This is a genomic window from Winogradskyella sp. HB-48, from assembly GCF_049942685.1.
In the GTDB taxonomy this organism is placed as follows: Bacteria; Bacteroidota; Bacteroidia; order Flavobacteriales; family Flavobacteriaceae; genus Winogradskyella.
This window is the reverse complement of sequence record NZ_CP187934.1, coordinates 2,041,083-2,066,356: the sequence shown is the minus strand read 5'-3', so window position 1 is coordinate 2,066,356 and position 25,274 is coordinate 2,041,083. Positions and strand designations below refer to the sequence as shown.

General features: G+C 34.6%; 23 protein-coding genes. 18 read left to right on the top strand and 5 right to left on the bottom strand.

Annotation, left to right across the window (positions count from 1 at the left end; genetic code table 11):
• Positions 1-23: 23 nt before the first annotated feature.
• Both ACPX19_RS09270 and ACPX19_RS09265 read left to right on the top strand, forming a co-directional pair.
• Positions 24-3,011 carry an amidohydrolase family protein gene (locus tag ACPX19_RS09270; RefSeq protein ID WP_426429724.1) on the top strand — a complete coding sequence of 996 codons (2,988 nt, stop codon included), beginning with the start codon at positions 24-26 and terminating at the stop codon, positions 3,009-3,011.
• Between the two features lie 11 nt (positions 3,012-3,022).
• Positions 3,023-4,336: an amidohydrolase family protein gene (locus tag ACPX19_RS09265; RefSeq protein WP_426429723.1), complete on the top strand. Its 1,314-nt coding sequence runs from the start codon at positions 3,023-3,025 to the stop codon at positions 4,334-4,336.
• Positions 4,337-4,392: 56 nt separating this feature from the next.
• Here ACPX19_RS09265 and ACPX19_RS09260 read toward each other — a convergent pair whose 3' ends face one another.
• The 3 genes from ACPX19_RS09260 to ACPX19_RS09250 all read right to left on the bottom strand — a co-directional run bounded on the left by ACPX19_RS09260 (position 4,393) and on the right by ACPX19_RS09250 (position 5,189).
• Positions 4,393-4,824: a hypothetical protein gene (locus ACPX19_RS09260; protein WP_426429722.1), complete on the bottom strand. Its 432-nt coding sequence runs from the start codon at positions 4,822-4,824 to the stop codon at positions 4,393-4,395.
• A gap of 30 nt (positions 4,825-4,854) precedes the next feature.
• Positions 4,855-4,989 carry a hypothetical protein gene (locus tag ACPX19_RS09255; RefSeq protein WP_426429721.1) on the bottom strand — a complete coding sequence of 45 codons (135 nt, stop codon included), beginning with the start codon at positions 4,987-4,989 and terminating at the stop codon, positions 4,855-4,857.
• 116 nt (positions 4,990-5,105) lie between these two features.
• Positions 5,106-5,189, bottom strand: coding sequence for a lipoprotein (locus ACPX19_RS09250; protein ID WP_426432447.1), 84 nt, complete (start codon positions 5,187-5,189; stop codon positions 5,106-5,108).
• A 69-nt stretch (positions 5,190-5,258) separates the two neighbouring features.
• Between ACPX19_RS09250 and ACPX19_RS09245 the strand changes: the two genes are divergently transcribed.
• The 16 genes from ACPX19_RS09245 (at position 5,259) to ACPX19_RS09170 (ending at position 23,764) form a co-directional block, all read left to right on the top strand.
• Positions 5,259-6,059 carry a TrmH family RNA methyltransferase gene (locus ACPX19_RS09245; protein ID WP_426429720.1) on the top strand — a complete coding sequence of 267 codons (801 nt, stop codon included), beginning with the start codon at positions 5,259-5,261 and terminating at the stop codon, positions 6,057-6,059.
• Positions 6,060-6,079: 20 nt separating this feature from the next.
• On the top strand, positions 6,080-6,424 hold the full coding sequence (locus tag ACPX19_RS09240) for a four helix bundle protein (protein ID WP_426429719.1): 345 nt from the start codon (positions 6,080-6,082) through the stop codon (positions 6,422-6,424).
• Between the two features lie 42 nt (positions 6,425-6,466).
• On the top strand, positions 6,467-7,699 hold the full coding sequence (locus ACPX19_RS09235) for a M48 family metallopeptidase (RefSeq protein ID WP_426429718.1): 1,233 nt from the start codon (positions 6,467-6,469) through the stop codon (positions 7,697-7,699).
• Between the two features lie 135 nt (positions 7,700-7,834).
• A complete protein-coding gene (locus ACPX19_RS09230) occupies positions 7,835-8,566 on the top strand; it encodes an FISUMP domain-containing protein (protein WP_426429717.1) in 732 nt (243 codons plus the stop codon).
• A 277-nt stretch (positions 8,567-8,843) separates the two neighbouring features.
• A complete protein-coding gene (locus ACPX19_RS09225; protein WP_426429716.1) occupies positions 8,844-9,287 on the top strand; it encodes a hypothetical protein in 444 nt (147 codons plus the stop codon).
• A gap of 208 nt (positions 9,288-9,495) precedes the next feature.
• On the top strand, positions 9,496-11,706 hold the full coding sequence (locus ACPX19_RS09220) for a RelA/SpoT family protein (protein ID WP_426429715.1): 2,211 nt from the start codon (positions 9,496-9,498) through the stop codon (positions 11,704-11,706).
• Between the two features lie 105 nt (positions 11,707-11,811).
• On the top strand, positions 11,812-12,264 hold the full coding sequence (locus tag ACPX19_RS09215; RefSeq protein ID WP_426429714.1) for a Fur family transcriptional regulator: 453 nt from the start codon (positions 11,812-11,814) through the stop codon (positions 12,262-12,264).
• A gap of 13 nt (positions 12,265-12,277) precedes the next feature.
• The gene (locus ACPX19_RS09210) at positions 12,278-13,558 is read left to right on the top strand and encodes an adenylosuccinate synthase (protein WP_426429713.1); all 1,281 of its coding nucleotides are present in this window, start codon (positions 12,278-12,280) and stop codon (positions 13,556-13,558) included.
• Between the two features lie 80 nt (positions 13,559-13,638).
• Positions 13,639-15,510, top strand: coding sequence for an OstA-like protein (locus ACPX19_RS09205; RefSeq protein ID WP_426429712.1), 1,872 nt, complete (start codon positions 13,639-13,641; stop codon positions 15,508-15,510).
• Positions 15,511-16,686: an aspartate aminotransferase family protein gene (locus tag ACPX19_RS09200; protein WP_426429711.1), complete on the top strand. Its 1,176-nt coding sequence runs from the start codon at positions 15,511-15,513 to the stop codon at positions 16,684-16,686. It begins immediately after the preceding gene.
• Between the two features lie 157 nt (positions 16,687-16,843).
• The gene (locus tag ACPX19_RS09195) at positions 16,844-18,250 is read left to right on the top strand and encodes a tetratricopeptide repeat protein (protein ID WP_426429710.1); all 1,407 of its coding nucleotides are present in this window, start codon (positions 16,844-16,846) and stop codon (positions 18,248-18,250) included.
• A gap of 36 nt (positions 18,251-18,286) precedes the next feature.
• Positions 18,287-19,255 (top strand): DUF368 domain-containing protein, encoded by a 969-nt coding sequence (locus ACPX19_RS09190; protein ID WP_426429709.1) that lies wholly within the window; start codon positions 18,287-18,289, stop codon positions 19,253-19,255.
• Positions 19,255-20,274: a DUF368 domain-containing protein gene (locus ACPX19_RS09185; protein ID WP_426429708.1), complete on the top strand. Its 1,020-nt coding sequence runs from the start codon at positions 19,255-19,257 to the stop codon at positions 20,272-20,274. Before ACPX19_RS09190 ends, ACPX19_RS09185 begins: the two co-directional genes overlap by 1 nt.
• Positions 20,243-20,998: a shikimate dehydrogenase family protein gene (locus tag ACPX19_RS09180; RefSeq protein WP_426429707.1), complete on the top strand. Its 756-nt coding sequence runs from the start codon at positions 20,243-20,245 to the stop codon at positions 20,996-20,998. The genes ACPX19_RS09185 and ACPX19_RS09180 overlap by 32 nt, the downstream gene beginning before the upstream one ends.
• Positions 20,999-21,242: 244 nt before the next feature.
• Positions 21,243-23,204 (top strand): DUF349 domain-containing protein, encoded by a 1,962-nt coding sequence (locus ACPX19_RS09175; RefSeq protein ID WP_426429706.1) that lies wholly within the window; start codon positions 21,243-21,245, stop codon positions 23,202-23,204.
• Positions 23,205-23,227: 23 nt separating this feature from the next.
• Positions 23,228-23,764, top strand: coding sequence for a hypothetical protein (locus ACPX19_RS09170; RefSeq protein ID WP_426429705.1), 537 nt, complete (start codon positions 23,228-23,230; stop codon positions 23,762-23,764).
• A 283-nt stretch (positions 23,765-24,047) separates the two neighbouring features.
• Here ACPX19_RS09170 and mazG read toward each other — a convergent pair whose 3' ends face one another.
• Positions 24,048-24,821 (bottom strand): nucleoside triphosphate pyrophosphohydrolase, encoded by a 774-nt coding sequence (gene mazG, locus ACPX19_RS09165; protein ID WP_426429704.1) that lies wholly within the window; start codon positions 24,819-24,821, stop codon positions 24,048-24,050.
• Positions 24,822-24,824: 3 nt separating this feature from the next.
• Entirely contained in the window at positions 24,825-25,253 is a 429-nt protein-coding gene (locus tag ACPX19_RS09160) for a DUF5606 domain-containing protein (protein WP_426429703.1), read from the bottom strand.
• Positions 25,254-25,274 lie beyond the last annotated feature (21 nt).

Genomic DNA, 25,274 nt, shown 5'->3' with positions numbered 1-25,274 from the left:
AATCTTAATTAACCAATCATTTTATGACAAAAGTATTTTTACGGCTGCTCATGCTCATGTGCAGTTTTACGTTATTTGGGCAAGATTACTTTCCAAGTAATACTGGTGTAAAATCAAAAAATTCCAATTACACCGCACTTACTAACGCAAAAATTTATGTTTCACCAACTGAGGTTATAGAAAATGCTACTTTACTGATTAAAGACGGTAAGGTTGTTAATGTAGGTTCTTCAGTTAGCATTCCAAAAAACACGGCAACAATTGACGTTTCTGGAAAAACGATTTACCCATCATTTATTGATATTTATACCACATTTGGTGTAAAAAAGCCTGAACGAGGTGGTAATGGTCCAAGATACGGAGCGAGCCGGAGTGGTTTTTACTGGAACGATCATGTCATGCCAGAACAAGATGTAATGGCAAGCTTTGAATACGATTCTAAATCAGCTTCCGAAATGCACGAGCTTGGTTTTGGTGTGGTTAACACACATATACCAGACGGCATTGTAAGAGGTACTGGTGCACTTATTGCCCTTAATAATGATGCAGATAACTCACTACGTGTTGTTGACGGTGAAACCACACAGCATTTTTCATTTAGTAGAAGTGTTAAATCACGCCAGTCTTATCCTTCATCAATTATGGGAAGTATGGCCCTTTTAAGACAAATGTATAATGATGCTAAATGGTATGCAGGTGGCAACATAGATACCAAAGATTTATCCTTAGAAGCCTTAAACAATAACACTTCGCTTTTACAGATTTTTGAAGCTGGCAGCAGAGCAAATTTATTGAGAGCCGATAAGGTTGGTGACGAATCTAACGTACAATATACTATTGTTGGTGGAGGTGACGAATATGAGCGTATTAATGAAGTTAAAGCTACAAAGGCTACCATTATCCTTCCTATAGACTTTAGGTTGGCTTATGATGTAGAAAATGCGCATTTAGCATCTACCCTTTCTCTCGCTGATATGCGCGCATGGAACCAAGAACCACATAATCCTAGATTATTAGCTGAAAATGGTATCCGATTTGCTTTAACGACTCATGGTTTAAAATCTAAAAAGTCCTTCAAATCTAATTTGATGAAGGCTATCGAAAGTGGACTTTCTAAACAGAAAGCACTTGAGGCTCTAACCACCATTCCTGCTTCATTATTAGGCAAATCTGATGTATTAGGAACTCTAAAAGCAGGTAGCTATGCTAATTTCTTAATTACATCTGGTGATATTTTTGACGAAAAAACAAAGTTGTATGAAAATTGGGTACAAGGAAATGCTCACGTCATTGAAGATATGAATACCAAAGATATTGATGGAGATTACAACTTTAAATTAGCTGGTGAAGATTATAAATTAGAGATTTCTAATAGTACTAGTAAGCCAAATGCTAAATTAGAAAGTGGTGACAAAATTTTGGGATCTAAACTGAGTTATACCAATGACTGGATAAATTTAACTTTTAAAACTGCGGATAGCACAAAAAGTGAATTTATTAGAGTTGTTGCCAACACAGCTAACGACAATAGCTTAAATGGTAAAGCCATTATGCCAAATGGTAATGAATTGTCATTTTTTGCTGGTAAGGCTAGTTCAAACGAACAAGACGACTCTAAGAAAAAAGATAAGAAAGACTCAGAATCTTCAAACGAAAGTATGAGTCCTATTACGTATCCTAATTTGGCTTTCGGATTTACAGAACAACCAAAATCTGAAACCTTACTATTTAAAAATGCGACTATCTGGACGAACGAAAACGATGGTGTTTTAGAAAATACAGATTTACTTATTAAAAACGGGAAGATTTCTAAAATTGGTAAAAACCTTTCAGATAAAAATGCTAAGGTTATCGATGCTACCGGAAAACACATTACTGCTGGTATTATTGACGAGCATTCCCATATTGCAGCAGCGTCCATCAACGAAGGTGGACAAAATTCTTCTGCTGAAGTCACTATTGAAGACGTTATAGATGATGAGGATATTAATATCTATCGCAATCTTGCAGGTGGCGTAACATCCATTCAAATTTTACATGGTTCTGCCAACCCAATTGGTGGTCGCTCAGCAATCATCAAACTAAAATGGGGAGAAGCCGCAGAAAATCTCATATATGACAACTCACCTAAATTTATCAAATTTGCTCTAGGTGAAAATGTAAAGCAAACGCGTGTAAGTAATAATGAACGTTTCCCTCAATCTCGTATGGGAGTTGAGCAGGTTTTTATAGACTATTTCACAAGAGCGAAAGCCTATGACGACGCTAAGAAAAGTGGTAAACCTTATCGCAAAGATGCTGAAATGGAAGTCTTAGCAGAAATCTTAAACAAAGAACGCTTCATTTCTTGTCACTCTTATGTACAAAGCGAAATCAATATGCTAATGAAAGTTGCCGAGCAGTTCAACTTTAATATTAACACTTTTACACATATTTTAGAAGGCTACAAAGTTGCAGACAAAATGAAAAATCATGGTGTTGGTGGCTCTACATTTAGTGATTGGTGGGCTTATAAATATGAAGTTAACGATGCTATTCCTTATAACGCCGCTATAATGCATAATGCTGGTGTAATTACGGCTATAAATAGTGATGATGCCGAAATGTCTCGTCGTTTAAACCAAGAAGCTGCAAAATCTGTAAAATATGGTGGTATTAGTGAAGAAGAGGCCTTAAAATTTGTAACCTTAAATCCTGCAAAATTATTGCATTTAGATGATAGGGTTGGTAGCCTTAAAGTTGGTAAAGATGCAGACATTGTATTGTGGACAGACCATCCGCTTTCAGTATATGCAAAAGCTGAAAAAACAATTATTGAAGGAGTAACCTATTTTGATTTGGAGCGCGATAAACAAATGCGCGAAGCCATTAAAAAGGAAAAAAGTGAACTTATTAATAGTATGCTTCAAGAAAAGAATAAAGGCTTAAAAACCCAACCTATAAAGAAGAAGGAAAAAGAATTGTTGCATTGCGATTCTATGGACAGGGAGCATACAACACATAATCATTAAAATTTATTAAAATGAAAACATTCAAACATATAAATATTCTTCTTTTAATGCTGTGTTTTACTTTAAGTTTTTCACAGCAAACACCAGCACCTGAACAAACCAAAGATTTTGCTATTGTTGGTGCTACAGCACATATTGGTAATGGTGAGGTTATTGAAAACAGTATCATTGTAGTTAGCAATGGAATAATTACAATCATTGGTCCAGAAGCTTCTACACCACTTACCAGACAAGCTATGGATATCATTGATGCCAAGGGTAAACACATTTATCCTGGCTTCATAGTTTCTAACGGAACATTAGGCTTAGTTGAAGTAGATGCTGTAAAGGCTTCCGATGACCTTTCTGAACTAGGTACATACAACCCTCATGTACGAAGTATTATTGCCTACAATGCAGAATCAAAAGTTGTAGAGTCTATGAGACCAAATGGTGTGTTACTAGGCCAAGTAGTACCACGAGGTGGACGTATCACAGGAACTTCTTCTATTGTGCAATATGATGCTTGGAATTGGGAAGATGCTGCAATTAAAACTGATGATGGTATCCATATTAACTGGCCCAATAGCTTTAGTAGAGGACGTTGGTGGCTTGGTGAAGATCCTGGTCTTAAACCAAACAAAGACTATAGTAAACAGGTAAAAGAACTTACAGATTACTTTAATGAAGCTAAGGCATATAATAATGGTGATAAAGCGAAAAAGCATTTACCTTTTGAAGCCATGTCTGGTTTATTTGATGACTCTAAACAATTATACATTAATGTTGATGATGCTAAAGGTATTACTGATGCCGTAAACTTTGCAAAAAACCAAGGTATAACTAAAATGACCATTGTTGGTGGCTACCAAGCCAGTGAAGTAGCAGATATCCTAAAGCAAAATAACGTATCGGTTATGTTGAAACGTGTGCACTCGTTGCCTGAATTAGAAGATCATGACTATGATTACACCTTTAAACAAGCGAAGCAATTAGTTGATGCAGGTATTTTAGTTTCTCTGGAAACTAGTGGTGATATGGAACGCATGAATTCTCGAAACTTACCTTTTTACGCAGGTACCACAGTAGCTCATGGTTTAACAAAAGAACAAGCGCTACAATTAATAACATTAAATGCTGCCAAAATCTTGGGTATCGATAATATGTATGGCAGCCTTGAAGTTGGTAAAAGTGCTACACTATTTATTAGCGAAGGGGATGCCTTAGATATGCGAACCAACAATTTAAGCCATGCCTTTATTGATGGTAGAAGTATAAGTTTAGAAACGCACCAAACTACACTCTGGAAACGATATTCTGAGAAATACGGAATTAAAGAAAACTAAAACAAAAAGCGAGCTAAACAGCTCGCTTTTTGTTTATTACAATTCATAATGTATTGCTATTCTATAGTTTTAGCACCTTCAGGCATTGAAAAAAATGAATTATCTGTAGCACTCTCTAATAAAATAATATCTATAAACTCTACAGTATTTCGTTTTTCTGTTGGCAAGTTGTTTTCGTACTTATACCAATCTATAGACTTAGGCAGTTTTAAACCATTAACGGCTTGCCAATTGTTATATCTTATAAAGTGAAAATCATTACTTTTTTCATCTTTTCCAAAAGTTACTGTATAGCCCAACCAAGCCATTTCACCTGTAGTTTCATCATAGTAAATCTTATACTGGTCATCTGGTGACTCACCTATTCCCGATTCATAAGAAATTAATATTCCTGAATAGGTTTTCCCTTCAAAAGTAAGTGGTTCAATATCTACATACATAATTCCGTCATCTCCTAATACAAAAGGCATAGCGTAGAAATAAAACATTAGTCCTTTGTAAAACTTAGCATTACCCTTTTAAGGCGTATTGTCTTTTTCTAAAACCCATTGTGTTGTCCCGTCATAACCCATTTTATAATCTGCCGTTTCAATAACTTCGGATCTGGTTTTTAGATTTAAGGTGGTCACTTCTTTTCCGTTTGGTTTTTCCATGGTGAAGGAAAGCATTTGCATTGCATTCCAAGTATCTATTCCACCATGTGCATTAAATACTTTGGTAATTGATTCTGGATAAATACTTGTTGTAATATTTTCTTTTGTGACCTCATCTACAACTGTAGATTCTGTTTGTTTTTCATTTTACAAGCTGATAATAATACGGTTAGAAGTAAAAGGTAAACTATTTTTTTCATGGTTTGGTTTATTAGTTGACGTGTTGGACGTTTCAACTAGGCTAAAATTACATTACTTTTGTTTTAATTATGATAAAACAAATCACAAGTCCACAAAACCCACTAATAAAAGCGCTAGTTCAGCTAAAAGAAAAGTCCAGACAACGAAAGAAAACCGGACAATTTTTAATTGAAGGCAAACGAGAACTATCTCTTGCTATTAAAGGCGGTTATGCCATTGAAACACTATTGTTTTACCCAGATTTGTTTTCAGAAAGTGAAGCTGAGTCTATGTCTCGATATGGTATTGAGATCATTGAAATTTCTAAGGAAGTTTTTCAAAAACTGGCACATCGTGATACGACTGAAGGTGTCATTGCTGTGGTAAAATCAAAACTTCATCTACTTAAGGATTTAAAACTCAACAGCAAAAATCCACTAATTTTAGTTGCTGAAGCACCAGAAAAACCTGGTAACGTTGGTGCCTTATTAAGAACAGCTGATGCGGCTAATGTTGATGCGGTAATTATTGCCAACCCAAAATCAGACTTATACAATCCGAATATTATTCGCTCTAGTGTTGGTTGTGTATTTACGACTGAAATCGCTATGGCAAGCACTACAGAAGTTATCGAATTTTTGAAGCATTATAATTTCAATATTTTTTCGGCTATTCTGCAAGAGTCTCAACCGTATCATACGCAAGATTATACTTTACCAACGGCTATTGTGGTTGGTACAGAAGCCACAGGATTAACTCAAGAATGGCGAGATGCAGCAACACAAAATATTAGCATACCAATGCAAGGTGTCATTGATTCTATGAATGTGTCTGTTGCTGCAGGAATTCTTATTTTTGAAGCAGTTCGTCAAAGGCGAATTAATGAGTAATGAACAATTTACAATGAATAATGAAAGACAATATAATTGCCTCAAAGACTTATAATTTTGCCATATCAATAGTAAATCTTAGCAAGGCTCTTGTCTCAAAAAACGAATATGTTTTATCAAGACAGATCTTAAAATCTGGAACTTCTATTGGTGCAAATGTAGAGGAAGCCATTGGTGGAATATCAAAAAAGGACTTTAGAGCAAAAATATCTATTTCATACAAAGAAGCAAGAGAAACATATTATTGGCTAAGGATTCTTAAAGACACACACTATATAACAACTGAAGAGTTTGACGTTTTAGAAAATGAACTCTCAAGCATTCTAAAAATTTTATTTAAAATCATAGAATCCTCAAAGGAATAACCAAATTATTAATTATTCATTATTAATCACTAATTGAGTAAAATGACCGCACAAACCCTTTTCTATATCATCATAGCCATCATCCTTATCAACTTTATAAAAGATAAAATTCTTGATGCTCTAAATGCCAAACATTTTAATGATGCCATTCCAGAAGAATTAGATGACGTGTATGGTGCTGACGAGTATAAAAAATCGCAAGCCTACAAAGCCACGAATTATAGATTTGGTGTTTGGTCATCGCTATTCTCTTTAGCGCTGACATTAGGTTTTCTGTTGTTAGATGGTTTTGAGTATGTTGATACTATTGCCAGAAGTTATTCTGAAAATCCCATAATCATTGGCCTAATTTTCTTCGGCATTATTATGATTGCCAGCGATATTATCACCACACCCTTTGCATACTACAAAACTTTTGTAATTGAAGAAAAATTCGGCTTCAATAAAACCACAAAAAAAACCTTCATTTTAGATAAACTCAAAGGCTTATTAATGATGGTTTTACTTGGCGGAGGTATTATTGCCCTAATCATTTGGTTTTATCAAATCACTGGTAACCAATTTTGGTTGTACGCTTGGGGAATTGTAACCGTATTTACGGTATTTATGAATATGTTTTATTCGCGATTAATTGTGCCCATGTTTAATAAACAGACCCCTTTAGAAGATGGAGAATTGCGTAACAAGATTTCGGATTATGCCAAGTCTGTAGGCTTTAGCCTGAACAAAATTTTCATTATCGATGGGTCTAAACGCAGTACCAAAGCTAATGCTTATTTCTCTGGTTTTGGAAGCGAAAAACGTGTGACACTGTACGATACTTTGGTCAATGATTTAGATGATGAAGAAATCGTAGCTGTTTTAGCACACGAAGTTGGGCATTACAAACGCAAACACATCATTTTTAATCTGGTTACTTCAGTGTTATTAACTGGATTGACACTCTATATTTTATCGGTTTTTATTTCAAATCCATTATTGTCTAATGCTATTGGTGTGGCAACACCAAGTTTTCATGTTGGGTTAATTGCTTTTGGTCTGCTCTACTCACCCATTTCGGAAGTCACGGGTTTAATAATGAATTATGTCTCACGAGTATTTGAGTACCAAGCCGATGACTATGCTAAAAACACATACAAAGCTGAACCATTAATAACTTCATTAAAAAAGCTCTCAAAAAACAGTTTGAGCAACCTCACACCTCACAAAGCCTATGTGTTTGCGCATTATTCGCATCCTACATTGTTGCAGAGAGTTAAGAATTTAAGAAAGTGATTAAAAGGAGTTTTATTTGTTGAGTTGTTATATAAAAAACATAGAATGAAATACCCATTAATAAAATTGCAAACCCACCTCTATGATAATCTGGGCATTGCATTTAGCCTATTAAAAACAAATAACTATTGATAAATGAAATCATTAAAGAAATTTAAAATTTTAGTTTTTACATTACTAATATTTGCTGCATGCTCAGATGATGATCCTAACTCCAATCAAAATCCAGAGTTAACCGTTACAGACATAGACGGTAATGTTTACAACACCATAACAGTTGGAAACCAAGTTTGGATGCTTGAAAATTTAAAAACTACGACACTTAATGATGGTACACCGATTACGCTACATGTTAATGGGATGGATTGGGGAGATCTACCAAATGAAGTACCTCAATACATTTGGGCAGATACAAGTGACCTGAATAATGTGGTTGATGAAGAATTACCATTTGATTTTTATGGAGCAATGTACAATCATTGGACAATAGAAAGTGGAAAGTTAGCGCCAGAAGGTTGGCGCATTCCAACGCGAGCAGATTTTGAAGAATTAGAAAATTACTTATCAGAAAATGGTTTTGAAAATCAAGAAGCAACTGCCTTAAAGTCTTCAAATGGTTGGCTTCCTAGTTCTGGTAATGGGACAAATGCCATTGGCTTCAATGGTTTGCCAAATGGTTATATTAATGCTTTTGGTGGCCCTACTCTTGGACAAGGTATTTGCACTTGGGCAACAACTAATGTTAATACAGACTTACCAATAGGCTCAAGAACTAGAGTTATGGTACAGCTATTTGATACAGAAAGTATTCTCTATTCTGACAACTCTATTAGAATTGGTGGCGGAATTAGATGTATTAAAGAATAGCTAAATCTAGCTAGACATTAACTATTATGTTAAAACATTCTATTTTTTGCCTAAGTCCAGATAGTTACTAAAAATAACTACAAAAATAGCTTGAGCAACCTCACACCGCACAAAGCTTATTTATTTATTGACTATTCTCATCCTACATTGCTGCAAGAGTTAAGAATTTAAAAAAGTGATGAGCTTGACTTTATAAAATAAAAAGTCGAACTTCGTTAACGTCTGATATAGACAATTAAAAAAGTCCCTATCAAGATAGTTGTACGTAAGTTGAAAAATGAATTACTACGAAGAAATAAATAACGAAAAAAACATTTTTGCATCTGAACTAAAAGAGCCAAATGAAAACTCATTTGAATTTGAGCTGACAATTTGTACTGTTTCGGAAAAAGAAGAAAATGTAATCATTAACGGAATTAACATTGGACCTGCTCGCAGAATTAATTCTGACCAAAATTGCAACCGATTTAAGGTGAAATTTGAGAATTACATCTCTTATTCGGTAATCGATGAGCGATTTGACAAACTAACTGAAAACGAGAAATATTCTGGAAACCGATTACGAATATATTCTGACTCAAATTTTTTGAATTATATAAAAGCGGATATGAATGCCTCTTCTGACTATCCTGGAGATTTTAAGCATTATGCATTTATAACGCTGAATCATATAATAAATGTTGCGTCTGAAAATGAACCTGAAATAATTAAACTGAATTAAAAAAACCTACGTACAACAACGGCTATAGTTCATTGCTTCTGACTTTCCTTTCGGAAAGTCCTCGCAAATTTGCTATCTTAGGTTTACGGAGGAAAATCCTAGCGGATTTTCATGCAACGAAACCATAGCCAAACCGTTAACAAAACCACCAAAAATTCCTCAAAAAATCCCATTGCCTATCTCATAGACTTTGTTTACTTTAGTTGTTATGACTGAAGTAGACATTGAAAAAGAAAATGCAGCCATTGCGCAAGCCTACAAAGAGTTACTCAGAGTAAGCTATCAGACCTTAAGCAAGGACGATAAAAAATTGATTCGCCACGCTTTTGAAGTCGCTCTAGATGCGCACAAAGACCAACGACGCAAGTCTGGCGAGGCTTATATTTTTCATCCCATTGCCGTGGCAAAAATTGTTGCCCAAGAGATTGGTCTTGATGCTACTTCTATTGCCGCTGCCTTACTTCATGATGTGGTTGAGGACAACCCAAATTATACCATTGCAGATATGGAACGTCTTTTTGGCGAAACCGTGGCAAGAATTGTTGATGGGCTAACCAAAATATCCGTGCTCAACAAGGAAATGGACGTGTCGTTGCAAGCGGAAAACTTCCGTAAAATGCTGCTCACCCTTAATGAGGATGTCCGTGTTATCATTATCAAGATTGCAGACCGTTTGCACAACATGCAGACCATGGAATCTATGCGAGACGACAAACAGGTAAAAATTGCTTCAGAAACCTTATACATCTATGCACCTTTAGCACACAGAATAGGGCTTTATAACATTAAAACCGAACTTGAGGATTTAGGTCTAAAATATACCGAACCCGAAGTTTACAATGACATTGCAGAGAAAATGCAAGAAAGCAAAGAAGAGCAAGATGCTTATATAAAAGCGTTTTCCCAAGTCATTGAAAAATCATTGAATAAAGAAGGTCTTAACTACGAGATTAAGGGACGGCCAAAATCCATTTTTAGCATTAGACGAAAAATGGTAAAACAAGGTGTGTCTTTTGATGAAGTCTATGATAAGTTTGCGGTAAGAATCATTTATAAATCCGACCTTGAAAACGAGAAGTTTTTAGCTTGGAAAATTTACTCCATCGTTACTGACCACTTTACACCAAACCCAATCCGTTTACGCGATTGGATTTCATCACCAAAATCCACTGGTTATGAAGCATTGCATATTACTGTTGTTGGGCCAAAAAGTAGATGGGTAGAAGTGCAAATTCGTAGTGAACGCATGAATGAGATTGCCGAAAAAGGGTATGCAGCACACTACAAATACAAAAATGCTAACGACAAAGAGGACAACTTAGATATGTGGATCAACAGGCTTCAAGAAGCTTTAGAAAACAATGAAGGTGATGCTGTTGACTTTGTAGAGCAATTTAAACTCAACCTCTACTCTAAGGAAATCTTTGTGTTTTCACCAAAAGGAGACTTAAAATCGTTGCCAAAAGGCGCTACTCCACTCGACTTTGCTTTTAGTATCCATACCGAAGTTGGTATGAAAACTCGCGGAGCTAAAGTTAATGGAAAATTAGTACCACTTAGTCATGAACTACAAAGTGGTGATCGTGTAGAAATCTTAACCTCAGACAATGCAAAACCTAATGTTAACTGGTTAGATTATGCTACTACTGCCAGAGCTAGAAGCAAAATTAAAACTGCCTTAAACGCACATACAAAAGAGATAGCCGAAGAAGGAAAGGAAATTTTGAGACGTAAACTGAAACAACTCAAAATCACTCTCAATGAAAAAACTGTGAATGAGTTGGTGAATTACTTTAAGCTCAAAACCTCTTTAGATTTATTTTATCGTGTTGGTATTGGCACTATAGACAACACCAAGCTCAAAGCCTTTGCTTCGTCTAGAAGCAATGCTCTTATGACTTATATAAAGAGTAAGATTCGTAAGCCAGACGTACCTAATAAAGATATTGACAAAGATGAGATTACATCTAGGTATGACATGCTCGTTTTTGGTAAAGAGGAAGAACGTCTTAATTATACTCTAGCAAACTGCTGTAATCCTATTCCAGGTGATCAAGTATTTGGATTTGTTACCATAAACGATGGTATTAAGGTGCACAAAAAGAACTGTCCAAATGCCGTAAGTCTTCAGTCTAATTACGCTTACCGAATAATGTCAGCAAAATGGATAGATTCAACACAACGTACTTACACATCACACATCAAACTATCTGGAATTGACAATCTTGGCTTGGTAAATGATATTACAAAACTCATTTCAGAAAACCTTCACGTTAATATGAAAAGTATTAGCTTTTCTAGTGATGATGGTATTTTTAATGGAGATATTATGGTTGAAGTAAAAAACCAAACCATGCTCAAAAACCTTATTGATAAACTCAAAAAAATCAATGGGATTGATAAAGTTATAAGAGTTTAATCTTAATGGATTATGAAGTCTTGAAAACTTGTTCATTTCTTTCGGTTTTAATGTAAAATTAAATCAACCATATCCTATATTTTTACGTAAATTTGCAGCTTAATTATGAATGCAACTACAGAAGAAAGTAATCAGGAAATTGTAAAACGCGTTTTTACCCAATTCCTTGAAGATAAAGGTCATAGAAAAACACCTGAACGTTATGCTATACTTCAGGAAATATACGATAGTCAAGAGCATTTTGATATAGAATCACTCTACATTAAAATGAAAAACAAAAACTATCGTGTTAGTAGAGCAACACTTTACAACACCATAGAATTACTTTTAGATTGCAACTTGGTAAGAAAACATCAATTTGGTCAAAATCAAGCACATTATGAAAAGTCTTATTTTGATAAGCAGCACGACCATGTGATTCTTACTGATACTGGTGAGGTTATAGAATTCTGTGATCCTCGCATTCAATCCATTAAAAAAACCATCGAGGAGGTTTTTGATATTGAAATAACTAATCATTCACTATACTTTTACGGCAATCGTAAAAAAGACGACTAACTAATTTTTTAAAATGGCAGTAGACTTACTACTTGGATTACAATGGGGAGATGAAGGCAAAGGGAAAATTGTCGATGTATTCACCTCTAAATACGATATTATTGCACGCTTTCAAGGTGGCCCAAACGCTGGTCATACCTTAGTTTTTAACGGTAGAAAGCATGTATTACACACCATACCTTCTGGGATTTTCCACGATAATACCGTAAATTTAGTTGGTAACGGAGTGGTTATAGATCCTGTTATTTTTAAAAAGGAATTAAACAAATTAGACGAGCAAAATGTCGATTATAAAAAATCCCTCTGCATCTCGCGTAAGGCACATATCATTTTACCTACGCATCGCTTACTGGATGCTGCGAGCGAAACTTCAAAAGGAAAAGCAAAAATAGGTTCTACGCTCAAAGGTATTGGTCCAACATATATGGACAAAACTGGTAGAAATGGCATTAGAGTTGGAGATATTGAATTAGCCGACTGGAAAGAAAAATACAGAGCTTTAGCCGATAAGCACGAAGCTATGATAGACTTCTACAATGTTGATATTCAATATAACTTAAAAGAACTTGAAGCTGAATTCTTTGATGCTATTGAAACGCTTAAAACCTTAACTTTTATCGATTCTGAAGAATATGTCCACCAAGCACAACAATCTGGCAAAACGATTTTAGCAGAAGGCGCTCAAGGATCGCTTTTAGATATCGATTTTGGTACGTATCCATTTGTAACATCATCCAATACTACAGCTGCGGGTGCTTGTACAGGTTTAGGTGTAGCACCAAATCAAATTGGTGATGTCTTTGGAATTTTTAAAGCCTACACGACGCGTGTTGGCTCTGGTCCTTTTCCAACGGAATTGTTTGACGAAGCTGGAGAAACTATGGGACGTGTTGGTCATGAGTTTGGTGCTACAACAGGTCGTCCAAGACGTTGTGGTTGGTTAGATTTGGTGGCTTTACGTTACGCCTGCCAGGTTAATGGAGTTACGCAATTAATTATGATGAAGGGTGATGTACTCTCAGGTTTTAAAACCTTAAAAGTATGTACGGCTTATAATTACAAGGGTAAAACAATTACACATCTTCCATACAATATTGAAGAAGAAAACGTAACGCCAATTTACACAGAAGTTAAAGGTTGGTCTGAGGATTTAACGGAAATGACCGAAGCATCACAATTACCAAAAGCCTTTAATGACTATGTTGAGTTTTTAGAAAAAGAACTTAATATTCCTATTACAATAGTTTCTGTTGGTCCTGATCGTAAACAGACTATCGTTAGGAAAACGGTATAATTTTTGAATTTTTAGATTCTGTTAAAAAAACTGTTAATCCATACTAAAGCTAATTGATTAGTGTTATTTTTAAAAACCATATGGCTTTGAATAGTTTAAAGAATCTACTTCTAATCACTACTATTTTTCTATCAGCGATTAGTTTTGCTCAAGAAAAACAAAAAATCACCATTGAGTACGCTGGTATCGCTACTTCAGATCCAGAAATTGAAGATGGTGCCTTCGTTTTTTTGAGAGACGAGTCACAGCAAGTTCACTTTGTTCATAAAGGTGTAAACCTATGGTGCGACAAAGCCGTTTACTATCAGGATCAAGATTATATTGAAGCCTTTAGCAATGTTAACATGCAGCAAGGCGACTCAATTACTATGATTGCCAAATATGTAGATTATAGTGGCAAAACAGAAATTGCTGTCGCAAAAGGCGATGTAGTGTTGACCGAACCCAATTCTGTTTTAACAACCGATAAGCTTTATTTTGACAGAACTCGTCAACTCGCTTATTATGATACTAGCGGCAAGGTGGTGAGGGACTCATCAGGTACCATTACCAGTCAAATTGGTCGCTACTACATGAATGCTAAAAAATATCAGTTTACAAAAGATGTGGTTCTTGTAAATCCTGATTATACTTTAAACACTGAACGCCTCGATTTTTTCCCGGATAATGGCCATGCCTATTTGTTTGGCCCTTCAACCATAGTTGGTGAAGAAAGTAACATTTACACAGAACGTGGTTTTTACGACACCAAAGCCAATACAGGCTATTTTCAGCGTAATGCCAAAATAGATTATGATAACCGAACTATTGAAGGAGATAGCATCTACTTTGACCGTAATCGTAGTTTTGCTTCTGCCACTAACAATATTACCGTTACAGATACCATAAATAACAGCATTGTAAGAGGACATTATGCTGAAGTTTGGCGTGATAAAGATTCTGTTTTTATTACCAAACGTGCTTTGGCTATTACAGTACAAGAAAAAGATTCGGTGTATCTGCATGCAGACACCTTGATGGTTACAGGTAAAGAAGATAACAGGATTACAAGAGCCTACTATAATGCCAAACTTTACAAAAGTGATTTAGCAGGTAAAGCAGACTCTATCCATGTTAACCATAAAACAGGATTAACCGAACTTATAAACCTAAGTAGATTTAGTTCTACAGATGCTTTTGCAACAGCTCGAAAACCTGTACTATGGAACATCGGTAACCAAATGACTGGTGATACCATTCATTTGATTTCTAATGTGGAAACCGAGAAACTAGATTCTTTAAAAGTATTTAATAATGCTTTTTTGGTGAGTAAGGACACTATAAGTGAAGATGGCTACAATCAAATAAAAGGTCAGCAACTTATCGGATTATTCAGAGATAATGAGCTCTATAATGTTGACATTATTAAAAATGCAGAAACCATAAGGTATATGCGAAATGAAACTAACGAATTAATTGGGATTCAGAAATCTAAATCTGGTAGCATTAATATTCAAATTGTAGAACAAGCTATTGAGGAAGTGCGTTTTATTAACCAAATTGATGGTAACATTTTCCCAGAACCCGATTTCCCTAGAAACGCTAGGAGACTTAGAGGTTTTGATTGGCGTGGCGAAGAACGGCCTAACTCTGTCGAAGATTTATTTAATGATGATCCGCCTTTAGTTTTACCTAAAATTTCTGGTCTAGATGAATATGTTCCGCCCGAAGATTTTGTGGATGACAGTGTGGTAGAACGGGTTGAAGAGGCTGGTAAAGCTACACCTAACAAACCTAATAAGGCAGCTCAAAATCTTCCAAAAGAAGAAGGAGAAAAAGAAGGAGATTCAAAAGAAAATGAACCCAAAAAAGAGCGAATTACCACACAACCTAAAGTGGATTGGGAACCAAAAAACAAACCAGCTGAAGTTTCTGAAGAAAAGAAAAAACTGAAAGCATCAGGAGGACTTTAATTGCAAGACGATTTTTTTAAATATCAAGCACAAACCACACCTCATCCTTTGGCTCTAGAAATTAGCCACGCTAAAGGTTCATATATTTATGACAAAAAAGGTAAAGCTTATTTAGATTTTGTTGCAGGTGTTTCGGCTTGCTCATTAGGTCATTCGCATCCTAAAGTAGTTAATGCTGTTAAAAAACAATTAGACCAATACTTACATGTAATGGTTTATGGCGAATATATTCAAGAACCAGCATTAGAACTTGCAAAACTTTTAGCTAAACATTTACCACAACCTTTAGAAACAACATATCTGGTTAACTCAGGTACGGAAGCTATAGAAGGCAGTCTAAAATTAGCAAGACGTTATACTGGCAGAACAGAAATCATAGCTGCAAAGAATGCCTATCACGGCAACACTATGGGTTCTTTAAGTCTTATGGATTATGAGGAACGCAAGGCACCATTTTTACCATTAATTCCAGATATTAAGCATATTACATTTAATTCTGAAATAGATTTAGAACAAATCACCAATAAAACAGCAGCTGTAATTTTAGAAACCATACAAGGTGGTGCAGGGTTTATTGAGCCTCATAATAATTACCTACAAAAAGTACAGCAACGTTGTAATGAGGTTGGAGCTATTTTTATTTTAGATGAAATTCAGCCAGGCATAGGCAGAACCGGAAAACTATTTGGTTTTGAAAATTATAATTGTCAACCCGATATTGTAGTAACGGGCAAAGGTCTTGGTGGCGGTTTGCCTATTGGTGCGTTTACGGCGTCTAAAGACATGATGCTAACACTAAGCGATAATCCAAAATTAGGACACATTACCACTTTTGGAGGCAATCCTGTTATTGCCGCTGCTGCCTTAGCCACTTTAAAAGAAATAACGGAATCTGATCTGATGGTACAAGCTTTGGAGAAAGAACAATTAATCAGAACCCACCTTAACCATAAGCATATAAAGGAAATTAGAGGAAAAGGGTTAATGTTAGCTGCAATGGTAGATAATTCAGAAATAACCAATGAAGTTATCCTAAAAGCACAGGACGAAGGGTTGATTTTATTTTGGTTACTTTTTGAACCTAAAGCCATAAGAATTACTCCTCCGCTTACCATTTCTAAAGGTGAAATTATTAAAGGTTGTCAAATAATAACATCTATTTTAGACAACATCTAATCTGCACGATTTATTCTAACTTGTTGGTTTTCAAATATCAATCAATTTCAATAAAAGTTTAAATCAATGTTAATTAATTTGTTAAAAACAAAAACGCATTTAACGACGACCATTAGATGATAACAGTAATTTAGATAAGTGAATCTTTAAACCGCTTATGAATTATAGTCACGAAGACGAGAACTATCCACTTACAAAATTTGAATCCATGTTAAAAACAAATGATATTTTGTTTTTTGATTCAGATGAATTTGAAAATATCATCCATCATTATCTCGAAAATGGAAAAATTGCCTTAGCTAAGCGTGCCATTAAACTTGGATTAGAACAACACCCAACTTCTATCAACCTTAGACTATTTCAAGTTGAAATCTTAGTTATAGAGAACAAGTTTAATGAAGCAGATGAGATTTTAGACATGCTTCATGAGATTGAACCCACTAACGAAGAAATATATATTCAAAAAGCCAATGTACTTTCTAAACAAGATGAACACGAAAAAGCGATAGACACACTTTTAATTGCAATTGAATTATCCTCAGAACCAGAAGAGGATGCAGATCTTTATGCTTTAGTAGGCATGGAATACTTATTCCTTGATCAGTTTGAAAATGCAGTGATATACTTTAAAAAGTGTTTGGAAAGCGATACCACAGACTATTCAGCATTGCACAATATAGTTTACTGTTATGATTTTCTTGACCAAAATGAGGAAGCCATAAGCTATCTTAATAACTTTTTAGATTCTAACCCATATTGTGAAGTCGCTTGGCATCAACTAGGACGTCAATATTTTACCATAAAAGATTACGCAAAGGCTAATGCTGCTTTTGATTTCGCTATTATCTCAGACGATACTTTTGTAGGTGCTTATATAGAAAAAGGTAAGGTTTTAGAAAAACTAAAACAATACGAGGAAGCTATAGAAAACTATAAAGTAACTTTAGCTTTAGATGAGCCAACATCCTTTGCTTTGTTAAGAATTGGGCATTGCTACGAAAAGCTCGGGCAAGATGACATGGCCTTACAATTCTTTAACAAGACCATTAAAGATGATGCTTTATTAGATAAAGGTTGGATTGCCATTACTAAATTTTACATGAAACGCTTAGACTATCATAATGCGTTAAAGTTTATTAAAAAAGCCGTAAATATTGATGGTGAAAACGTATTGTACTGGAAACTCTATGCAACCATCAATAAACGTTTAAATTTTCTTGAAGAAGCAGAAATAGGCTATAAACGAACCTTAGAGTTAGGCAATTATGAACTTGATACTTGGCTTGATCGTTCTGATATACTTATTGCTTTGGGAGAATATGAAGCCTCTATTTATAACCTCATTCAAGCTGCAGAATTTTACCCTGAACATCCTGAAATTGAATATAGACTTGGCGGATTATATTTCTCAATACATCAAACACAAGAAGGACGTTTTCATCTTAGAAACGCTTTAAAGCTTAATTTAGATTATAGTTTTATCATTTCAGAACTCTTTCCTATGCTTAATGATAGACCAATGGTAAAGGCTATAATTTCACAAGCAAAAAAGGCTTCCGACTAAAAAAATCCATACCTTAGCACTTCTTATAAAAAAGAAATGCAAAGACGTTTATTAGACTATTTCATAATTGCTTTTAAGGGTGTAGCCATGGGAGCTGCGGATGTAGTACCAGGTGTTTCAGGTGGCACAATAGCCTTTATTTCTGGCATATATGAAGAACTTATAGAGAGTATAGATAAAGTAAATCTTGGTGTTTTTAAAGTATGGAAACAACAAGGCCTTAAAACAGCGTGGAATTCTATTAATGGGAGTTTCCTTTTGGCCTTATTTTCTGGCATTGCCATTAGTATTTTATCCTTAGCCAAACTTATAAAATGGCTTTTGCATAATGAACCCATTCTATTATGGTCTTTCTTTTTTGGGTTGGTACTTGCAAGCATCATATACATTGCTAAACAAATAAAAGGATGGTCAGCAAAAATCATAATTGCTATTATCGCTACCTCAGTACTCTCTTATTTCATTACCCTTGCTGAACCATTTGCATCACCTGATAGTCCATTTTATCTTTTATTCTGTGGATTTATAGCCATTATCGCTATGATATTACCTGGCGTTTCTGGTGCATTTATACTACTCATCTTGGGTGCCTATCAAACCGCTATTGATACCATAAACAACTTACGAGATGGACTTCTTACTGGTAATATGGATTTATTTAAAGATGCGCTTTTAAAGTTTGTATTACTAGCTATTGGTGCTGTGATTGGGCTAAAAGTTTTTTCTAAAGCTCTCAATTGGATGTTTAAACACCAAAAAAATCTAACTCTGGCTATTTTGACCGGTTTTATGATTGGTTCTCTAAATAAAATATGGCCATGGAAAAAAATTCTAAAAACCAGAATTAATTCTGAAGGAGAAGAAGTTACCTTATTAGACCAAAGCATATTACCGTCTAGCTATGATGGAGATAATCAAATAGTTTTAGCCATTATTTTTACTATTGTTGGATTTGCTACGATTTTAATTTTAGAGCATTTAGGAAACCGAAAAGATAAAATCTAATGCAAAGCACCAGAACTTTTAAGGATCGTATTTTCTTGGTCATAAAAGGGCTGGCAATGGGTGCTGCAAATAAAGTTCCTGGAGTTTCTGGCGGAGTTGTTGCCTTTGTCGCTGGTTTCTACGAAGAATTTATCTATTCGCTTCAACGTGTTAATAAAACTGCCTTTAAACTACTTTTCAATGGTCGTTTTAAAAGCTTTTATCAATATATCAACGGTAAGTTCTTAGGGCTTTTATTCTTTGGAATGATTGTCAGCTATTTTAGTGTTTCTAAAATTTTAGACTACCTCATCGTTAACTACGAACTCTATGTTTGGAGTGCTTTTTTTGGCATGATATTAGGTTCTATCTATTACATTAGTAAAGATTTTAAAGCTTGGAATAGCAAAACCGTTATAGCATTAATCCTAGGAGCTGTTATCGGTATAAGCATTAGCTTTTTAGATCCTGCAAAAGAAAATGACAATCTATGGTTTGTATTTTTCTGTGGGATTATTAGTGTTTCTGGTATGACGCTTCCAGGGTTTTCGGGTTCATTTATTTTGATTTTACTCGGAAATTATGTTCTACTTTTAGTAGATTCTGTCAATGCACTTTACGATACCATTTCAGATATATTTACTGGTAATTTTGAATTCATAAAAAACGAAGCTAGGATAAGAATGCTTAAAGTACTTGGTGTTTTTACATTGGGCTCTGTAACAGGTTTAGTGACATTTTCTCACATACTAAACTATATTTTACACCATTACAAAAACATTACACTAGCAACTATTGTAGGATTTATCATTGGCTCTTTAGGTGTGGTTTGGCCTTGGAAAGAAACCATCTATAAAACCAATTCTGAAGGCAGTTATATTTTGGATTCAACAGGCAAACAGATTATTGAAAATTACAAACGCCTTTTCCCAGAAGCTACAACCGAAACTTACATTGCAATTGCTTATATTGGCTTAGGAATCCTCATTGTTTTAGGATTAGAATGGTATGGACAACGCACAAGACAAATCAAAGCTTAAATTCGGGTTGGTAGGAAGAAACATTTCCTATTCATTTTCAAGAGGGTATTTTGCCGATAAATTTAAAAGCGAAGGCTTACCACATTCTTATGTTAATTTCGACTTAGAATCAATTGAAGAACTAAAGGATATTATTGAAAACACTTCTAACTTAAAAGGACTCAATGTTACCATCCCTTATAAAGAGGAGGTTATTCCTCTATTAGATAAATTGAACAAGCGTGCCAAAAAAATTGGCGCAGTTAATACCATAAAAATCAAGAAAGGTAAACTCATTGGTTACAATACAGACTACTACGGTTTTAAAAACTCGTTAAAGCCACATTTAAAAAAGCACCATAAACGTGCTTTAATTCTTGGCACAGGAGGTGCATCTAAAGCCATTGCTCATGCTTTAAAGAAACTAAACATTGAACGTCATTATGTTTCTCGCACCAAAAAAGAAGGTGTTACTTATACCTATTCTGAATTGACTGAAGAAATCATTAATTCATTTCAAGTCATCATAAACTGCACACCAATTGGTACGTTTCCCAACGTAAATGAGTGCCCTAACATCCCTTACAAAGCCATAACAGAACAACATATTTTGTACGACCTTATCTATAATCCTGAAGAAACCAAATTTCTTAACTATGGAAATATAAAAGGCGCTACAACTATTAATGGTTTAGAGATGCTAAAACTACAAGCAGAAAAATCATGGGAGATTTGGAATGATTAGTCATTAGTGAAACTAACAATCAAAAGAACTTATATACAAACTAATCAGTAAACCTTTCAATAATAAACAGATAAACCGTTGCACACATCAACGAATAAACGTTTCAACAATTTAACGTTTAAACCATCTGATACCTAACCGAAAACATTCCAAGAATTCAACAAACAAACTTCATCCCTCTATTTCCTTTGTAATTCAAGGAGTTGTTAGTATCTTTAACCTCCTAATAAATATATTTTGACTTATGTCTGAGAATGATAACCTGCAAGATGCAGATGGAAAAAAAGAAGTAGAATTAAAAGAAGCTACTCCACAAGAAGAATTAACTCCACAAGTTGAAGAGCATACTGATGCCAAAAACGAAGCTGAGAACACTCAAGATTCTGACAATGAGGTAAAAGCAGATTCTGAAGTACATGCAGAGATAGAAGCTTCAAATGCTGAGGATGCAGAAGACGAGTCTAATGCTGAGCGCCATGACGTAGAGGAAAAAGACTACCATGCCATGTCTATGCAAGCTTTGGCAGAAGAGCTTAATAGACTTTTAAAGCACCACAAGATTCAGACAATTTCTAAACAAGTCAATGAAATAAAAGCTGAATTTAATGAAAAGTTCAGCGAACTTCTTGAGGAGAAAAAAGAAGAATTTTTAAACGATGGTGGCAATGAAATAGACTTCTACTACACTAACGACACCAAAAAGTTATTCAACCAATTATATAAAGATTATAAGCAGTCTATAAGCGCTTATTATAAAGAACGTGAGCAAAACCTAAAACAAAATCTCGAAAACAGACTAGCTATTATCGAAGAGATTAAAGGTCTACTTTCTGTAGAAGAAAATATGAGTACTACATATAAGACCTTTAAAGAACTTCAAGGAAAATGGCGTAATGCTGGACCAATTCCAAGAGATAAGTATAATAATGCTTGGAATACATACCATCACCACGTAGAGCGCTTTTACGACTTCTTGCATCTCAATAACGATTTGCGAGATATGGACTTTAAGCACAATTATGATCAGAAATTAAAGATTATTGAGCGTGCCGAAGAACTTGCAAAAGATGACAATGTAAACCGTGCTTTTAGAGAACTCCAAGTACTGCATAAACTTTGGAAAGAAGAACTTGGTCCTGTAGCAAAAGAGCATAGAGAAGAAATCTGGGAGCGTTTTAGCAATGCTACAAAAACCATTCATGATAAGCGTCAAGCTTACTACGCTGATTTAGATAAAGCCTATGAAAAAAATCTTGAAAAGAAAGAAGAAATCATAGCAAAAATACAAGCTGTTGCTGAAGACAAAGCCAATTCCCATAGTGCTTGGCAAAAGAAAATAAAAGAAGTAGAAGCTTTGCGCGAAGCATTTTTCAATGCAGGAAAAGTGCCATTAAAGTCAAACGAGGCTACTTGGGCAAAGTTTAAAGATACTGTTAGAACCTTTAATCGCGGGAAAAACAAATTCTATAAAGATTTAAAGAAAGACCAGTACGACAATCTCCAGAAGAAAAAAGAGCTTATAAAAATTGCTGAAGAGAATAAGGACAGTGAAGACTTTGCAGTTGTTACTCCCCTTATGAAGAAAATTCAAAACGATTGGAAAAAAATTGGGCATGTACCAAGACGTGATAGTGACAAAATTTGGAAGCAGTTTAAAAATGCTTGCAATCACTATTTTGACAGAATGCATGAGCAACGTAAAGCTGAAAATCAACATTTGTATGATGCCTTTGATAAGAAAGTAAAACTACTTGACGACTTAAAATCTATGGAGTTTACTGGCGATAATAAGGCAGATGTGGAAGCATTAAAAACCCGAATTGCCGATTGGAAAGAAATTGGCTATGTACCTCAAAATAAACGCTATATCGATGGCAAATTTTATAAAGCAATAGATGAAGCGTTTGATAAACTAAAAATGGAAAAGTCTAAGTTAGAAATGGTAAAATTTGAAAGTAAGCTTGAAAACTTGGCCAACAATGATGATGACACCAGACTTTTAGACAATGAACAAAACTTTATCCGTAAGAAAATTGGGGAGGTAAAATCTGAAATTACTCAGCTGGAAAATAACTTACAGTTTTTTACCAATATAGACTCTGATAACCCATTGGTACAAGATGTACACAAAAACATTGCTAAGCACAAAAAGGAATTAGAAACTTGGAAAGCTAAATTATCTAAGCTTCGTGGTATGTATAACTAAACCTTTTTTATATAAGGAATCCGATGTCTTTAGAAATTGAACTTACTTTCAATCGAAAAGACTTTGAAGAAATCTATTTCAATAAAAATCAAGGTCTTTACTTTAGAAGCATTTCTAACCTAAAGGCTTTGGTTTTATTTATCTTATCTTTTATTATCTTTTCTTTAATCTTCTCTCATAATATTGAAGATACTAGTGGTTCTTTGATGCCATTATTTATTTTTGGTATAATTACCCTAATCACTTGTGGTAATTTAATTGACGTTACTTATGAAACATGGAAAGTAAGAAAGAAAGTAAAATTATATTTAGACAATGTAGAGCAATACACAAGACACCAAATATCATTAACTAATGAATACTTCAAAATTATTCAGGATAAAGAGATAACTCAAGAAAAGTGGATTGATATAACATCTCTAACACTTACATCTACTTTTGTGCATATGATTTCTAAAACAGAAACCTATCTCATTCCTAAAAAATCGATGACTGAATTAGAATTTTTAAAACTCAAAAGCTTCCTTATAAGTAATGTTGACCCAAAAAATCAACTCTAAAAAAATCAAAACCCATCTGCTACTAACAGATGGGTTTTGCCCTAACTAAACTAAATTAACCTTAATTACAACCGCTTAATAATAATTAAGATTTCCTACTAAGATTATAAAAACGTTTTTGCTTTTATATACCTTATTTACGTCAGTAATTTCCGTTTGGATGTTTGGTATTTAATTTTTGGAGAATTTTAACATCATCCGAATGTCAGGCTGAGCGTAGTCGAAGCCTACAATATTAACTACACTTACTTTACACTTCGACAAGCTCTGTGTGGCAAATATTTTACAATGACTTAGCTTCTTCCCAAAAGACATCCATTTCAGATAAGGACATGTCTTTTAGTGGTTTGTTTAATTCTTTAGATTTACTTTCGAGATACTGAAAGCGTTTTATGAATTTTTTATTGGTACGCTCTAAAGCATTTTCAGGGTTTACTTTAAGGAAACGTGCATAGTTAATCAAAGAAAACAAAACGTCACCAAACTCACTTTCAATAGCATCTTGGTTGCCTTTGGCAATCTCAGACTTTAATTCGGAGAGTTCCTCCTCTACTTTTTCAAAGACCTGTTCGGGTTGTTCCCAATCAAAACCTACACCTGCTACTTTGTCTTGTATACGATTGGCTTTTACCATTGCTGGGAGACTTCTTGGTACTCCCTCTAAGACACTTTTTTTACCTTCTTTGAGTTTTAATTGCTCCCAATTGCGTTTTACGTCTTCCTCGTTTTCAACTTTTACATCTCCGTAAATATGAGGATGACGTTCTACAAGTTTATCGCAGATGCTGTTGCATACATCTGCTATATCAAAATCTTTGGTTTCACTCCCTATTTTAGAATAGAACACAATGTGTAACAACACATCACCCAACTCTTTTTTTACCTCATCTAAGTCATTATCTAAAATGGCATCACCAAGTTCGTAAACTTCTTCTATAGTGAGATGACGCAACGATTCCATTGTTTGCTTTTTATCCCAAGGACATTGCTCTCGTAACTCGTCCATAATAATAAGCAAACGTTCAAAGGCTTTTAGTTGGGCAGCTTTGCTAGACATGATTTATTCTTCTTCGTCTGAAGCAGTTACTTCTTCTTCAGTTTCAAGAGATTCTAAAAGATTGTTTTTATGAAGTAAATTGTACCACTGAATCACCTTTTTAATATCAGAAGCATACACACGATCTTCGTCATAATCTGGTAAAACTTCAAAGAAATACTCTTCTAAAGCATCTTTACTATCTTTATGACTAATAGATGTTTGCCCACCATTTTCTTTGTCCTTCACCTTCTTTAGTACATCTTTTAATGGTACTTCTTCTGTTAAAGTATAAATAGCTATTTCACTTAATATACTTATGTTGCTGTGCGCTCCTACTGTAATTCGTTTTTTATCAACTAAAGATTGTACAACAGCACCTGTTCTAGTTTGTGTTACAATTTCGTATAATCCTGGCTTACCAGAAATAGCTAATATTTTATCTAAGCTCATAGTAATTTTTAATTTGTCAGA

Excerpts from the sequence above, each read along its gene's own strand:
- ACPX19_RS09270 (WP_426429724.1), top strand. The coding sequence starts at position 24 with ATGACAAAAGTATTTTTACGGCTGCTCATGCTCATGTGCAGTTTTACG.
- ACPX19_RS09265 (WP_426429723.1), top strand. The coding sequence starts at position 3,023 with ATGAAAACATTCAAACATATAAATATTCTTCTTTTAATGCTGTGTTTT.
- ACPX19_RS09260 (WP_426429722.1), bottom strand. The coding sequence starts at position 4,824 with ATGTTTTATTTCTACGCTATGCCTTTTGTATTAGGAGATGACGGAATT.
- ACPX19_RS09255 (WP_426429721.1), bottom strand. The coding sequence starts at position 4,989 with ATGGAAAAACCAAACGGAAAAGAAGTGACCACCTTAAATCTAAAAACC.
- ACPX19_RS09250 (WP_426432447.1), bottom strand. The coding sequence starts at position 5,189 with ATGAAAAAAATAGTTTACCTTTTACTTCTAACCGTATTATTATCAGCT.
- ACPX19_RS09245 (WP_426429720.1), top strand. The coding sequence starts at position 5,259 with ATGATAAAACAAATCACAAGTCCACAAAACCCACTAATAAAAGCGCTA.
- ACPX19_RS09240 (WP_426429719.1), top strand. The coding sequence starts at position 6,080 with ATGAAAGACAATATAATTGCCTCAAAGACTTATAATTTTGCCATATCA.
- ACPX19_RS09235 (WP_426429718.1), top strand. The coding sequence starts at position 6,467 with ATGACCGCACAAACCCTTTTCTATATCATCATAGCCATCATCCTTATC.
- ACPX19_RS09230 (WP_426429717.1), top strand. The coding sequence starts at position 7,835 with ATGAAATCATTAAAGAAATTTAAAATTTTAGTTTTTACATTACTAATA.
- ACPX19_RS09225 (WP_426429716.1), top strand. The coding sequence starts at position 8,844 with ATGAATTACTACGAAGAAATAAATAACGAAAAAAACATTTTTGCATCT.
- ACPX19_RS09220 (WP_426429715.1), top strand. The coding sequence starts at position 9,496 with ATGACTGAAGTAGACATTGAAAAAGAAAATGCAGCCATTGCGCAAGCC.
- ACPX19_RS09215 (WP_426429714.1), top strand. The coding sequence starts at position 11,812 with ATGAATGCAACTACAGAAGAAAGTAATCAGGAAATTGTAAAACGCGTT.
- ACPX19_RS09210 (WP_426429713.1), top strand. The coding sequence starts at position 12,278 with ATGGCAGTAGACTTACTACTTGGATTACAATGGGGAGATGAAGGCAAA.
- ACPX19_RS09205 (WP_426429712.1), top strand. The coding sequence starts at position 13,639 with ATGGCTTTGAATAGTTTAAAGAATCTACTTCTAATCACTACTATTTTT.
- ACPX19_RS09195 (WP_426429710.1), top strand. The coding sequence starts at position 16,844 with ATGAATTATAGTCACGAAGACGAGAACTATCCACTTACAAAATTTGAA.
- ACPX19_RS09190 (WP_426429709.1), top strand. The coding sequence starts at position 18,287 with ATGCAAAGACGTTTATTAGACTATTTCATAATTGCTTTTAAGGGTGTA.
- ACPX19_RS09185 (WP_426429708.1), top strand. The coding sequence starts at position 19,255 with ATGCAAAGCACCAGAACTTTTAAGGATCGTATTTTCTTGGTCATAAAA.
- ACPX19_RS09180 (WP_426429707.1), top strand. The coding sequence starts at position 20,243 with ATGGACAACGCACAAGACAAATCAAAGCTTAAATTCGGGTTGGTAGGA.
- ACPX19_RS09175 (WP_426429706.1), top strand. The coding sequence starts at position 21,243 with ATGTCTGAGAATGATAACCTGCAAGATGCAGATGGAAAAAAAGAAGTA.
- ACPX19_RS09170 (WP_426429705.1), top strand. The coding sequence starts at position 23,228 with ATGTCTTTAGAAATTGAACTTACTTTCAATCGAAAAGACTTTGAAGAA.
- mazG (WP_426429704.1), bottom strand. The coding sequence starts at position 24,821 with ATGTCTAGCAAAGCTGCCCAACTAAAAGCCTTTGAACGTTTGCTTATT.
- ACPX19_RS09160 (WP_426429703.1), bottom strand. The coding sequence starts at position 25,253 with ATGAGCTTAGATAAAATATTAGCTATTTCTGGTAAGCCAGGATTATAC.